This window comes from Bacillus cereus group sp. BfR-BA-01524 (assembly GCF_022662595.1).
Taxonomy (GTDB): domain Bacteria; phylum Bacillota; class Bacilli; order Bacillales; family Bacillaceae_G; genus Bacillus_A; species Bacillus_A thuringiensis_S.
Genome location: NZ_JAKUDW010000128.1, coordinates 1 through 13,893, shown reverse-complemented (window position 1 = coordinate 13,893; position 13,893 = coordinate 1). Strand labels below are relative to the sequence as shown.

Below are 13,893 nucleotides of genomic sequence, written 5' to 3'. Positions count from 1 at the left end.
AAAATTACCATTACTATTTAATATAAATATCCATTTGTTTTAAAAAACCTAATAATGTAACTACTTGATCTTTTTCGAGAGTATTTCCTTCTCTAAATAAAAACTCACAATCTTTTCTTAGGCTTTCTTCAGTTAATAAATTAATATTTTCATTATATTTTTCCTCATAAAAATCTCTTAGATTTTTATTATTTTGATACCAATAATCCATCGGATGCATATGTTTTTTTGAACTTAACTTTAAGCCTAATTTATTCTTAATTAATTTTACTGCCGCCGCCGGAACGCTCGTCCATGGAACTGGTATGCCTTGAACTGTAATCGTCTTTCGATTAATTTTCCCTTTTACCTTTTCATAAATGAAATCTGCTGCTTCAGGATAAAACTTATTTATCCACTCAATGTAAATCTTATGTCCGCTTCTATACTCTAATGGTAAAGATAAACAAAAATCTAGAAAATCTACATCTAAAAATGGCGATGTTGTTTCTGTATAGAGAAACATAGGTTTTAGTCCGATATTTACTCCTGTAAAACCTCTATTATAAAATTTAAATATCTCTTGATCCTCTAAATGTACAGCTTTCTCTTCAGTGTATTGAACCCTATCCAGCAGTTTAGTGGAATACGCTCCAGATCCAGGTTTGAAATTTTGTTTCCTTCCCTGATCATAAAAAGTACCAATTACTACATCTCCAAGTTGTCCTGTATGAACAAGTCCATATTCTTTTAAATTAAGATTACTAAGCATACTAAGTGTATGAGAAATGGTACATGACTGGCTTCTAGCACCGGATATCTTAACTGATTCATCAAAATACTTGTAAAGATATGTACCATTATCTAAAGCTTTAAACATCCATTCACTTTTTAGCGTATCAGTAATTTCTTTGGGCACCGTCTCGTCTAAATAATCAGTTTGTGAAAACGTGTAATTCAACATATTGGTGTATCCCATATTATGCCCCACCCAAGCAGTCATTCGAGAATCTAAGCCACCACTTAGAGCAACTAGATGTTTATATCCATATTCCAAATCTTTCTCAAAAACCCTTTTCACAGCATTTCTAAACAAAGTATCCAGCCTAGCTAAAGCCTCTTCTTTTGAAATACTAATAGGAGTATTATCTATGGCATAATAACACTCCTTTTCGATAGTACCACTAGAATATTGAATATAGTGCCCTGGTGTTAACCTATATACATCTTCAAATAACGTTTCATTACATAGTACATGAGAATGTACCATTAAACTATAAGCTGCATTATTATTAATCTTAAACTGTCTACTTGTTTGTTCATGAACCATCTTTATAAGAGATTTAAAATCAGTTGAGAAATAGAAAACTTGGCTTTCCTTACATAGGTAATAAAAAACTTCCTTATCACCAATATGATTTGTAAATACTTTTAATTTATCCGTCTCCTTATCCCAAAAAACTCCTGCAAAAGTCCCCCTGAATTGTCGGAAGAAAGTTTCAGAATCTTCAATTGACATCTTTTTAATTAAGTTTAATATTTCATTTTCACTAACATCATACTTTTCACATAAATCATGCTTGTTTAAAACTACTCCATCAATGGCAATAAGATTCTTCTGATCACTATAAAAAGCTTTATCGAAACTAAACTTATTCACAGCATTCCTAAAAATTTTCCCATATATTCCAGAACCCTGAATTTCAATTTCTTCTTGTATTAAATCACTGCTTTTATCTACAATTTCATACATATCCAGCTCATTATTTAAAACACTTTTATTATTTGAAATAAAACCAAAGAATCCTGGCATCATTTTCAACTCACTTTAATCAAAATTTTATTTATATTTTTTTTTTACAATATCTTCATACAAACCACACATCTTATCTAATGAGTTGTAGACATTATATTTTGTACGTATTTTTTCTGCATTATTTTCGCCTATTTTTTCTATATGTGACTTATTATTTAACAAATAAATAATATTATTAGCCAATGTGCTTATATCTCCTGGTTTTATTACAAATCCATTATCTTCTTCTACAACAGAAGCAATAGAACCGACATCGGTAGATATAACAGGTAAACCGTAACTCATTGCTTCTAATATAGACATTGGCATGCCTTCATTATAGGATGGTAGTACATAAATGGCACTTTTTCGATAAATTTCTTCTATCTTAGTCTCATCTGATATCCAACCTGGAACAACAAACAAATCTTCTAATTCCATTTCAGCAATTTTCTTTTTGACCTTATCGATTTCTCCATCACCGGCTAAAACAAATTTATATTTATTATCTATTTTTCCTTTTAATTTAGCGCCTACCTCAATCAAATCATATGTACCTTTTCTTTGAGAAAGTACTCCCATTGTTGTGATATAAACCGCATCCTGGGAATTGCTGCTGACGTTTTTCGGAAAAACTGCATTATCTAAAGAAACCACTTTCGCTGTACTAATTGATTTATAGTATTCTTTCCACTGCTCTCCTAAAGCTAATATCACAGTTACCTTGTTTAATGCATCCACAATATCTTTCTTTCTTTTATCCGAACTTTCATTATAAAAATCTTTAAATTGAGAGCCATGCATATGTAATACAACTGGAATACCATTCTTATGCAACATCTTTATAATTTTACTTTTTCGAATAAAACTTCCTCTATACGACATATGAATATGAGCTATATCATATTGTTTTTTTAGTATATTAAGTTTAAAGAACAACTTTACATATTGAATTATAAAATAAACTATATTTACAAAATGATTACTGCCATAATAAGTTGGAAAATATTCTAAATCAGTTTTCTCATTAAGGCCCGCTTGTATATAGTTCTTTACCACTCTGGTAATCCCACCTGTTACACGTATGTGAGATCCAATCATGATAACTTTCATTCGCTCACCTATTTCTATATATTTTTAGTTATATGCATCATAGAGTCTTTTTTAAAAACGTCTCAAGTATATCAATAATATTACTAGTATTAGATTGATATTTTTTGAAATTCATTTCTTTCACAACATCTAATGATTTTTCTAGTTCTTTAACATCTGAAATTCCATATATCAAGTTTGAATTTGTGAATTGTTCAATTATTTCAAATTGGTGATTGTCTACATGTTCACCATATTCTACAGTTCGAGGAACACCTATTACTTTCTTTTCTTGTTTTACCCCGTTTATAATAGAACCTGTTCCTCCATGGGTAATCACTATTTCACTTTTAAACATTAAATCCAAAAATTCTTCTTTATTTAAAAATTTCTTGTATGAGTAATAAAGTGGTTCGTATGTTGAATAACCAATTTGAGCAAACACTTCATCTGGTTTTATTTTTTTTTCTTCAACTAAACGATCAACTTCTTTTAACAATCTATTAAATTGGAATTTTTGGGAACCTACTGTTACAAAAATCAATATATTCCGCCTCCATAAGTTGCATCTGGATAAAATTGTTTCATATCTTCCCATTGCACTAAGAATAAATCTGCATACTTATACATCAATTTACCTGTAATAGTCGGTGAAGTGATTTTAGAGAAGGATTCTATAAAAATTAATTTCTTCTTAAACAACTTAGCTAATAAACACATGGGCACTGTCGCTAATGCTCCAGTAGAGATAACAACATCCGGTTTTTCTTTCAATAAAATAAATATAGACTGAAAAACTAAAATAATAAATTTAAAAAAGAAGGAGAATTCCCTTCTATTAATTTGAATGACATCATAAGACTTAATGCCTTTTGAATTAAATTGGTAATTTGTCTTCTCTGTCAAAATAAAACTATCATGATCTTTCATCATTGGATGTAGCATCATTAATTGCTCTAGATGTCCCCCTGATGAAGCTGCAAAACATATTTTCAATATTCCCCCTCCTTCATATACCTTATATAATTGATACTAACTTTTTTACAAATCTCTAGTTGAAAATTATAATTTAAACCCTTACACTGCTTCTTTTAATGGCTTCTCTTCCTACTGAAAAATAGTTTATATCACTATTTTTCACAGCTTCAATTCCAAAACAATTTCTGCCATCATATATATTTGGATCTTTCATTTCTATTCCAAATTTTTCTAATGGTATAGATTTAATTTCATCCCATTCTGTTAAAATAAATACAATTTCTGTATCTTTAATCGCTTCTATTACTTCATTTACATACTCTATTGTACTAGGTAAGATTTTCTTTGCATTATCAATTGCTATTGGATCATAAGCTTTTACATGTGCACCCATTTCTATAAGTTCTGGGATAATAACTAGTGAAGCTGCTTCTCGCATATCATCTGTATTAGGCTTAAAAGTTAGTCCTAATATACCTACTTTTTTTCCTTCTAATGTTCCAAAATCCTTTATAGCTTGATCAAGTAACTTCCTTTGTTGCTTATTGTTAAATTGAATAACCGAACTTAACAAGCTAAAATCATAGTCTACATTTTCTGCGATTTTTTTAAGTGCCTTTGTATCTTTTGGGAAACAAGAGCCCCCATAACCAATTCCAGCTTTTAAGAATTGATTACCAACACGGCTATCTAACCCCATTCCAAGGGCTACCTTCTCTACATCAGCACCTACTTTTTCACATACGTTAGCAATTTCATTAATAAAACTAATTTTTGTAGCTAAAAATGCATTAGAAGCATATTTAATCATTTCAGCACTACAAATGTCGGTTTCATATATAGGAATACCAAAAGGTTTATTAACCTTACGCATTACTTCTAATGCTTCATCACATTCAGCACCAATTACAATACGATCACCGTTGAATATATCATAAACGGCAGATCCTTCTCGAAGGAACTCCGGATTTGATACTACCTCAATTTTAATATCTTTCACTAATAGCTCTTTTAATCTACCTTTAATATAATGATTAGTTCCTACAGGTACTGTACTTTTTGTTACTACTATAATATCTCGTTTTACATTTTGAGCAATTTGTTCTATAACTTGATTAACATAAGTTAAGTTTGCTGTTCCATCTTCATTTTCAGGAGTACCTACCGCTATATAAATGACTTGAGCATCTTTAAATGCTATTAGATGGTCTGTAGTGAAATTTAAGCGTCCAGCTTCAATGTTTTTCAACATTAATTCATCTAAACCAGGCTCATAAATTGGTGATTGCCCATCTTGCATTTTCTCCACTTTTTTTTCATCCATATCAATACAAGTAACACTATGTCCTACTTCTGATAAACCTACACCTGTCACTAGACCTACGTATCCAGTCCCTACTACCGCTATATTCATATTAAAAATCTCCCTTGCAGACATTTTATACTTAAATACAAGTTAGTGTACCAACTACCACTTTTTAAATCTAACCTATTAATTGAACTATTCATTAATAGGCATCTTTTGAGCCAACTAAAACTAATACCGTCTTTAATATTAACTTACAATCAAACCTAATATTACGCTTTTTAATATAAGTTAAATCTAATTCCACCATCTCTGCAAAACCAACACTATTTCTCTCTGTAACTTGCCATAGTCCTGTACAACCTGGTGTAACAAGCAATCTCTGTTTATCATACAAAGTATATTCTTTTACCTCTCTTGGAAGCGGTGGACGCGGTCCAACTAAACTCATTTCACCTTTTAGTACATTTAATAATTGTGGTAATTCATCGATACTCGTTTTCCGAATAAACTTGCCAATTTTCGTGACACGGGGGTCTTCTTTCATTTTAAACATTGCCCCTGATACTTCATTATGTTCTAATAAATCCTTTAATCGTTCTTCTGCATCTGTCACCATGGAACGAAATTTATACATTCCAAATTCCTTTTCATTTTTCCCAACACGAACCTGCTTAAAAAGAATGGAACCCTTAGGATCTTCTAACTTAATAAGTAACGCTATAACAAGTAAAACAGGGAAAAGAAAAATAAGGCCGCATAATGAACCTAGTATATCTATTACACGCTTCATAAATAAATAAAACACGTTCTGATTTATCTCTTCAGCAACAAGCATTCCTTGTTCTTTTACAGCTCCACTTGATACTTTAGTTAAGGCCAATGCCTTTTCACCTCACTTTAAATATGTACATTTTCTTTTTTTACAAGTTCCTTCATATAACTCATTAACTCTTCTCTTAAGGATTCATGTTGGAGTGCCATCTCAATTGTCGTCTTAATAAATCCAAACTTCTCCCCAACATCATAACGAATCCCTTCAAAATCATAAGCAAACACACGCTGAATTTCATTTAAACGTTGAATCGCATCTGTTAATTGAATTTCGCCACCTGCACCCGTCTGCTGATTCTCTAGGAACATAAAGATTTCTGGTGTTAATACGTAACGTCCCATGATTGCCAAATTAGATGGTGCTGTTCCTTGAGCTGGCTTTTCTACAAATTGACGCACCTGATAACGACGTTCATTTTGTTCAACTGGATCAATAATACCGTAACGATCTGTTTCATTTTCTGGCACCGTTTGTACACCAATAACAGATGACTGTGTACCTTCATATTGATCCATTAATTGACGTAAACATGGTGTTTCTGCTTGTACAATATCATCACCAAGTAATACCGCAAATGGCTCATTTCCAATAAATTTACGCGCACACCATACTGCGTGTCCGAGTCCTTTTGGTTCTTTTTGTCTTATGTAATGAATGTTAATTTTTGAAGAAGCTTGTACTTTTTCAAGCATTTCATACTTCCCTTTTTCTAAAAGGCTTTGTTCTAGTTCAAATGAATGATCAAAATGATCTTCAATGGCACGTTTACCTTTTCCAGTAACAATAATAATATCTTCAATTCCTGATTCAATCGCTTCTTCTATTATGTATTGAATTGTCGGTTTATCAACGATCGGTAACATTTCTTTCGGCATCGCTTTTGTTGCTGGTAAAAACCTTGTCCCAAGACCAGCCGCTGGGATAATTGCTTTTCTTACTTTTTTCAATTTTAGTCCCCCTATATCTATTCATTTATATGTAACAATAACAAAAACCCTACCTATAGAGTCATACTTATAACTCCATAGGTAGAGTTTCTATTACAAATAAATTATGGGCATCCAACCCATCCTCACGTCATACTCCCGACGACAAGCGTCTAAGGTAGGTTCGAAAATAAATTTTCTACCCACAGCACGACCGAGTGCCCCCGTTGATAACGGTTAGGAGACATCACCAAAACTCTTCAATTAAAAAATACCAAACAATTTTTTACGACGTATTTGTTCTGGATCTTCTTTGTAAATTGCCTTCCCGCTAATTAATAAGTACGGATTTTCTTTCAAATCACTCATAACATTCATTCCGAATTCTTTCTCAATTAATTCATAGCTTTCTGCTAAATGAAATCCTCTTGACGTTGTGTTATGTGCATCTGAAGCGACCATATGTGTTAAATTATGTTCTACAAGTTGAAGTGAAAACTTTTTAATTTTTTTACCGAATTTCCCTAATAAACTACCTGCCGTTACTTGCGTTAATGCCCCTTTATTTACAAGGTTATATAACTTATCTGGCCGCTCGATTAACTCGGCATTACGTTCCGGATGAACGATAATTGGAATCATTCCCTTAACGCGCAGTTCATATAATAGTTGTTCAGCATAACGAGGTACATGATTAGATGGAAATTCAATGAATATATATTTATTTGTCTCATTTAAAGTAACGATTTTACCAGCTTCATAGTCCTCTAATAAATCACCATATAACCTGACTTCTTGTCCCGGTAAAATAGTAAGTGGGATATTATGTTGTTGTAGTTCATCATTTAGTTGTTTTACTCCATGAATAATTGAGGTATGTTCATTTATATATTTTCCATTTTGATGATGTGGTGTAGCAACAATTGTATGTATTCCTTCTGAAACAGCTTGTTGTGCCATTGCTAAACTATCTGTTACCGTCTGTGCACCGTCATCGATACCAGGTAAAATGTGACAATGTAAATCTATCATTTGTTTCATCCTCCCTCTCTCATATAAAAATCTTTTTTCCCTTGAATATGAGAGATTTCTCATATTCAAGGGAAAAAAGGAGATATGTTTCAACCATATCTCACTCTTTTAATTAGTTTGCACCGTAATAATAATATAAGCCTTCTTCACGTTCACGATCGTTTAGAACAACACCTAACAATTTACCTTTAGCCGATTCTAACAATCCTTTTGCTTTTACTGCTGTTTCTTTCTCTGTTGATTCACTACGAACAACAAGAATAGAAGCATCACATACATTTGCCATAATTTGCGCATCGGTTACAGCTAAAATTGGCGGCATATCAAAAATAACTAAGTCGTACATGCTGTACGCTTGTCCAAGAAGTTCTTTCATTGATTTTGAACCTAATAATTCCGCTGGATTTGGTGGGATTGGGCCACATGCTAAAAAGCTTAGATTATCTATAGATGTCGTTTGTACACATTTCTCTAAACGTTCACTATGTGTTAATACATTCGTTAGTCCGAAAATATTATCTACTTGGAACATTTGATGCATTGCTGGTTTACGCATATCCGCATCAATTAATAATACTTTTTTTCCTTGTTGAGCAAACACAACTGCCATATTAGCTGTCGTTGTCGTTTTCCCTTCACTTGGGTTCGCCGATGTTACCATTAATGAATGTAAATTCGTATCAACAGCTGCAAATTCAATATTCGTTCGAATATTACGATATTGCTCTGAAATTGGTGATTTCGGTTGTTGATGAGCAATTAATTGACGACGTTGACGATGATTCTTTTTCTTTTTAAATAAATTAAGAGCCAATTGTTTGTCCCCTCACTTTTCTTGATGATGGAGCGTGTGATTTCACGTTCAATGTTTCTTCATCCATACGAGCGACAATACCTAACACCGGTAAGCCAAGTAAGTTTTCTACATCTTCTTCCTTTTTCACTGTGTTATCTAAGTATTCTAGTAAGAATGCAAGACCAATTGAAGCCATTAAACCAATAACGAAAGCGATTGCTACATTTAGCATTGGACGTGGTTTAATTGGAGATAGATTTTCTGCAACTTCTGCTTTTGATAATACTGTTACGTTATCAACACTCATAATTTTAGCAACTTCACCTTGAAACACTTCTGCAGTTGTATTAGCAATATCACGAGCTAGTTTTGGATCTTTATCTTGCGCAGTTACCGCCACTACTTGTGAGTCTTTCTCATTAGCTACTTCAATTTTATTGTTTAGCTCTTGTACTGTTATATTTAAACCTAGCTTTTCTTTCACTTGATCCAAAATAACAGGGCTTTTAATAATAACCTTGTATGTATTTGTTAATTGAATATTTGTTTGTACCTCATTGTATTGAATCGCTGCTCCTTCTTGCTTCTTCTGATTAACGAGAATCTGCGTCGAAGATTGATAGATTGGTGTCATAAAGAAAAAGCTAATGATAGCACTTACGATAGCTGCACCAAATGCGATTACGAGGATCATTGCTAAACGTTTTTTTAAGATATGAAATAACTCTTTTAGACTAATTGTTTCTTCCATAAGTTCCTCCAACTTTCTAAAATTTACACATAGGAAAAATTATAACATATAAATCTTACATTTTTTATTTTTAATAATTCAGTTCTATATTTGTTCACAAGAAACAAGTTTAATCTTACAAAATAATCTTAAATATGACAACACATTCCAATGATTTTCCAAATTTTTTATTTTATCATGTTTTTTATGCTATGTAACTTGAGAAATAAATTTCAAAATGAGAAAAAAGCCAACAAGTATCTTATTGGCTTTTTTATTTCAGTAATAACCATATTGCTCTTTTTCTTCTCTTTTATCGTTCAAAACAACACCTAGTAGTTTTCCTGATGCTTTATCTAATATTTGTTTCGCTTTTACGATTTTATCTTTTTCTGTCTTTTCACTGCGTACAACGAGTACGATTCCATCACATTTATTCGCAAGTATTTGTGCATCCGTAACCGCAAGGACAGGTGGTGTGTCGATTAATATAATATCAAACATGTTATATGCTTCTAGTAACACCTCGTCCATCGCCCGGCTCCCTAATAATTCTGCTGGGTTTGGCGGGATTGGACCTGCTGCCATTAAGTATACGTTCTCTATATCTGTTTTTTGAATGCATTGCATAAGTTTTGCTTGTCCTGATAATAAGTTCGTTAACCCATTTGAACTATGAATGGCAAATAAGTTTTGTATCGTCGGCTTACGCAAGTCAGCTCCAATTAGTAAAACTTTCTTTCCTTGTTGTCCGAAAACAACTGCTAAGTTTGCGATTGTCGTTGTTTTCCCGTCACCTGGATCTGCTGAAGTAACAATAATAGAACGAACATGATTATCTACAGATGTGAACTCAATGTTTGTACGAATGTTACGGTATTGTTCTGTAATACGCGATTTAGGCTCTTTATGTGTAATTAATTGTCGTAATGGTTTTCTTTTCTTTCTCCCGAACATATTCATAATCTCCTTTTGTGAAATGCGACATTTCCCTTTTCTCTCTCTTATGCTCGATTTCATACGTCTAATTAATATTCTTGCTGATTTCCCCACATTTCATCATAATCAATAACATTCTACTTTGTCTTATTTAAGTACCTTAACAATATGACAATGCCCTTATTTCTTTATTCCCTTTATCACTTATCCTATTTTCTAGATAAATAATAAAGTAAGTATATGGTAATTACCATCTATTTACAAGTTATTTTCTGATTAGTTTGCAAATTATCGTTTCATCGTTATATAGCAGAAATTAAAAAAATCCCCTTGTCTTTTCACAAGGAGATTTTTTAGTACTATCTATTCTTTTTTATCACCAATCGCAAATGTAATTTCTGCCTCACATGCAACCTCACCATCTACTGTTGCGATTGCTTTTCCTTTTCCAATCGGGCCGCGTACGCGTGTCATTTCTACTTCTAGACGAAGCTGATCACCTGGGCGTACTTGTTTTTTGAAACGGCAATTGTCGATACCTGCAAAGAAAGCAAGTCTTCCGCGGTTTTCTTCTTTCTTTAATACTGCAACTGCTCCGACTTGTGCTAATGCTTCTACAATAAGTACACCAGGCATAACTGCATAGTCAGGGAAGTGTCCGTTAAAGAATTCTTCATTTGCGGATACATTTTTAATCCCAACCGCTCTTTTGCCTTCATCTACTTCTAATATTTTATCAACAAGTAAAAATGGATAGCGGTGAGGAATGATTTCTTTAATTTGTTCTATATTTAGCATGTAACAATCGCCCCTTTTGTAATATTGGTCTTACCACTTGGACATATTGCTATTATCCCATTTTGTTTATTGTTTGTCATTACAAAGTAACATTTTATATTTAGCACAACTTCCTAAAAAAAATGCACACACTCTATTCCATTAAAATAGTTGCACATTTTTGCAACTGACACGGAGGTGGAAAGGAGTGTATGCCCAAATTAGGGAAAGGCAATATGTATTGAAACATTATTTGCCTTAATGTCGTATTCGACTCATTATATTATAAACGTTTTCAATTAAGGAAATATTAAATTTAACCATATATATGAATATTTTACCTGTTTCCTTCATATTTCTCTATTTTCCTTCCATTTTCGCAAAAAAACAAAATAAAAAAATATAAAAACGAAAAAAAGAACTAAGGCGTCAGCCTTAGTTCTTTCAAATTATCTCAAAGCACGCTTTGGTAATCTGTCGATATTCTCTAACATAATACCTGTACCAACCGCAACGCAGTGCATTGGGTTTTCAGCAATTAATACTGGTACTTTTAGTTCTTCTGCTAGAAGCATATCGATACCGTGTAGTAAAGCTCCACCGCCTGTTAGAATAACACCGCGGTCGATGATATCTGCAGATAATTCTGGTGGTGTGCGCTCTAATACGCCTTTTGCAGCTTGTACAATAACAGCTGCATTTTCTTTTAATGCTTCTGTAATTTCTTCAGAGCATACTGTAATTGTACGTGGTAAGCCTGTTACCATGTCACGTCCGCGAATTTCAAGCTCTTCGCTACGTGCACCTGGGAATACTGTACCAACTTTAATTTTAATATCTTCTGAAGTACGTTCTCCGATTAATAGCTTATACTTACGTTTAATATAGTTTAAGATCTCCATATCAAACTTATCGCCAGCCATTTTGATAGAGGAAGAGGTAACAATATCACCCATAGATAGTACAGCGATATCTGTTGTACCTCCACCAATATCAACAACCATGTTACCGCTTGGTTGGAAGATTTCCATACCAGCACCAACTGCGGCTACTTTTGGTTCTTCTTCTAAAAATACTGTTTTACCACCTGAACGTTCAGCAGCTTCACGAATTGCTTTTTGTTCTACTGATGTAATATTTGTTGGACAACAAATTAAAATACGAGGTTTTGAAAAGAAGCTCTTTACGTCCAATTTGTTAATGAAATACTTTAACATTGCTTCTGTAATTTCGAAATCTGCGATTACACCATCTTTAAGTGGACGAATTGCTACAATATTACCAGGCGTACGTCCCACCATACTTCTCGCTTCTTCACCGACTGCTAATACTTTACCACTATTACGATCAATGGCCACAACAGATGGCTCATTTAATACAATACCCTTACCTTTAACATGAATTAATACGTTAGCCGTACCTAGGTCAATTCCGATATCTCGCGCAAACATTCCCGTTTTTTCCTCCTCGATATTCAAAATCAGGTTACACCCGAATTCTTTTCACCTAATTTCTGATTTTATCATAAATTTAACAGAAACGTAATATTCGCAAAAAGAATTCTTCTGAAAAATATTACCGAATGTGAACGGAATGTTTGCTACTGTAACATTATTGACGTACAGGCTTCTCTACATCTTCTTTTCTATACTTTTGTTTTGTTGCTTCTCCACCTCTTAAATGACGAATAGACTTATGATAATCAAGAATTTCTTTTACTTCATTTGCGAGCTCTGGATTAATCTCTGGTAGACGTTCTGTTAAATCTTTATGGACTGTACTCTTTGATACCCCAAATTCCTTTGCAATGACACGCACTGTCTTTCTTGTCTCCACGATATACTTACCAATCTTGATAGTTCTCTCTTTGATGTAATCGTGCACACCACTCGCCTCCCTAATTTGGATGTGAGAAGGGTGAAATGAGCCTCGCTGCATACGACTAAGAAGTAAGTGTGAGTGCTGTTTGTAAGCGTTAAACATTCTTGGATTTATAATGAAATGATTCACGATTTCTCACCTCAAACACTCTCTTTGCTTTGGTTTATACCATTGTATTGCCCGCACTACTGATATATGCTACATGTTCACTATTTTTGCGGACTAAGTTAAGAAAAATTACGTTTTTTTGTGAGAAATACGTTAAAACTGACTATTATGGCCAAAAAAAATGACACCTTGTATAAAAGGCGTCATTCTTCTCGTTCCAATTCTTCTTCTAACAACTGATGGTGGGGAACCTCTTTCTTACCGGCAATATAATAATATAAAGTGAATAAAACAAACAATAAAATAATAGCAGTCGACAGAACAAACAAAAATGACACAGTATCCCCTCCCTTTTGTAATATATATTCGAGAATCTCGTCATTTTTCCTTGTTATTGCAACTTTTTTCTCGAAATTGAGTATTTTTATATAAAGTGAAACTTTAATCAGTGGGTGCCATTTCCCACTGATTATTAGCTTTCACCAATCGGGCTTTTACGGGCAGTTGCCCCCCGACCTAACTTCTTAGCTTTCACTAAATTTTGAATTTGGGGTCTTACTGCCCGCTAATGCGGGATAAAAATAAAAAAATCAGCTCCCCTAGTGGGAACTGATTTTTTCACTTTATTATTCTTGTGAAGAAGAATCGTTAGATGATTCCGTAGAACCGTTTGTTGATTTTTCTTCTTTCTTCGGTTCTTCTTTTTTGTCACTAGTTGA

15 protein-coding genes are annotated in these 13,893 nt (G+C 33.2%); all 15 read right to left on the bottom strand.

Annotated features, from left to right (window positions below):
• Positions 1-13: 13 nt before the first annotated feature.
• Positions 14-1,795, bottom strand: coding sequence for an asparagine synthetase B family protein (locus MR170_RS27460; RefSeq protein ID WP_098843329.1), 1,782 nt, complete (start codon positions 1,793-1,795; stop codon positions 14-16).
• 24 nt (positions 1,796-1,819) lie between these two features.
• Positions 1,820-2,887, bottom strand: coding sequence for a glycosyltransferase family 4 protein (locus MR170_RS27455; protein WP_242310148.1), 1,068 nt, complete (start codon positions 2,885-2,887; stop codon positions 1,820-1,822).
• A 37-nt stretch (positions 2,888-2,924) separates the two neighbouring features.
• Positions 2,925-3,410 (bottom strand): PssE/Cps14G family polysaccharide biosynthesis glycosyltransferase, encoded by a 486-nt coding sequence (gene pssE / locus MR170_RS27450; protein WP_098843325.1) that lies wholly within the window; start codon positions 3,408-3,410, stop codon positions 2,925-2,927.
• On the bottom strand, positions 3,407-3,862 hold the full coding sequence (gene pssD, locus MR170_RS27445) for a PssD/Cps14F family polysaccharide biosynthesis glycosyltransferase (RefSeq protein WP_000686464.1): 456 nt from the start codon (positions 3,860-3,862) through the stop codon (positions 3,407-3,409). Before pssD ends, pssE begins: the two co-directional genes overlap by 4 nt.
• A 73-nt stretch (positions 3,863-3,935) precedes the next feature.
• Complete coding sequence (locus MR170_RS27440; protein WP_098843323.1) at positions 3,936-5,258, bottom strand: UDP-glucose dehydrogenase family protein; 1,323 nt, start codon at positions 5,256-5,258, stop codon at positions 3,936-3,938.
• Positions 5,259-5,352: 94 nt separating this feature from the next.
• Positions 5,353-6,033, bottom strand: coding sequence for a sugar transferase (locus MR170_RS27435; RefSeq protein WP_098843322.1), 681 nt, complete (start codon positions 6,031-6,033; stop codon positions 5,353-5,355).
• A gap of 17 nt (positions 6,034-6,050) precedes the next feature.
• Entirely contained in the window at positions 6,051-6,932 is an 882-nt protein-coding gene (gene bpsC, locus MR170_RS27430) for a UTP--glucose-1-phosphate uridylyltransferase BpsC (RefSeq protein ID WP_071731456.1), read from the bottom strand.
• A 243-nt stretch (positions 6,933-7,175) separates the two neighbouring features.
• Positions 7,176-7,943 (bottom strand): tyrosine-protein phosphatase, encoded by a 768-nt coding sequence (locus MR170_RS27425; RefSeq protein WP_097960120.1) that lies wholly within the window; start codon positions 7,941-7,943, stop codon positions 7,176-7,178.
• A 112-nt stretch (positions 7,944-8,055) separates the two neighbouring features.
• Positions 8,056-8,757 carry a CpsD/CapB family tyrosine-protein kinase gene (locus tag MR170_RS27420; protein ID WP_098843320.1) on the bottom strand — a complete coding sequence of 234 codons (702 nt, stop codon included), beginning with the start codon at positions 8,755-8,757 and terminating at the stop codon, positions 8,056-8,058.
• The gene (locus MR170_RS27415; RefSeq protein WP_098843318.1) at positions 8,747-9,490 is read right to left on the bottom strand and encodes a YveK family protein; all 744 of its coding nucleotides are present in this window, start codon (positions 9,488-9,490) and stop codon (positions 8,747-8,749) included. Before MR170_RS27415 ends, MR170_RS27420 begins: the two co-directional genes overlap by 11 nt.
• Positions 9,491-9,748: 258 nt before the next feature.
• Positions 9,749-10,426, bottom strand: coding sequence for a CpsD/CapB family tyrosine-protein kinase (locus MR170_RS27410; protein ID WP_242310145.1), 678 nt, complete (start codon positions 10,424-10,426; stop codon positions 9,749-9,751).
• 345 nt (positions 10,427-10,771) lie between these two features.
• Complete coding sequence (gene fabZ / locus MR170_RS27405; RefSeq protein WP_000931959.1) at positions 10,772-11,206, bottom strand: 3-hydroxyacyl-ACP dehydratase FabZ; 435 nt, start codon at positions 11,204-11,206, stop codon at positions 10,772-10,774.
• 428 nt (positions 11,207-11,634) lie between these two features.
• Positions 11,635-12,636 carry a rod shape-determining protein gene (gene mreB / locus MR170_RS27400; RefSeq protein WP_000457978.1) on the bottom strand — a complete coding sequence of 334 codons (1,002 nt, stop codon included), beginning with the start codon at positions 12,634-12,636 and terminating at the stop codon, positions 11,635-11,637.
• A gap of 160 nt (positions 12,637-12,796) precedes the next feature.
• A complete protein-coding gene (gene spoIIID, locus MR170_RS27395) occupies positions 12,797-13,069 on the bottom strand; it encodes a sporulation transcriptional regulator SpoIIID (protein ID WP_000544012.1) in 273 nt (90 codons plus the stop codon).
• A 308-nt stretch (positions 13,070-13,377) separates the two neighbouring features.
• Positions 13,378-13,512, bottom strand: coding sequence for a hypothetical protein (locus MR170_RS27390; protein ID WP_000008903.1), 135 nt, complete (start codon positions 13,510-13,512; stop codon positions 13,378-13,380).
• Positions 13,513-13,893: the final 381 nt, after the last annotated feature.

What these genes read in the sequence shown, in the direction of transcription:
- fabZ (WP_000931959.1), bottom strand. Translation starts at nt 11,206, where the DNA reads ATGCTAAATATAGAACAAATTAAAGAAATCATTCCTCACCGCTATCCA.
- MR170_RS27455 (WP_242310148.1), bottom strand. Translation starts at nt 2,887, where the DNA reads ATGAAAGTTATCATGATTGGATCTCACATACGTGTAACAGGTGGGATT.
- MR170_RS27460 (WP_098843329.1), bottom strand. Translation starts at nt 1,795, where the DNA reads ATGATGCCAGGATTCTTTGGTTTTATTTCAAATAATAAAAGTGTTTTA.
- MR170_RS27415 (WP_098843318.1), bottom strand. Translation starts at nt 9,490, where the DNA reads ATGGAAGAAACAATTAGTCTAAAAGAGTTATTTCATATCTTAAAAAAA.
- MR170_RS27425 (WP_097960120.1), bottom strand. Translation starts at nt 7,943, where the DNA reads ATGATAGATTTACATTGTCACATTTTACCTGGTATCGATGACGGTGCA.
- MR170_RS27410 (WP_242310145.1), bottom strand. Translation starts at nt 10,426, where the DNA reads ATGTTCGGGAGAAAGAAAAGAAAACCATTACGACAATTAATTACACAT.
- mreB (WP_000457978.1), bottom strand. Translation starts at nt 12,636, where the DNA reads ATGTTTGCGCGAGATATCGGAATTGACCTAGGTACGGCTAACGTATTA.
- MR170_RS27440 (WP_098843323.1), bottom strand. Translation starts at nt 5,258, where the DNA reads ATGAATATAGCGGTAGTAGGGACTGGATACGTAGGTCTAGTGACAGGT.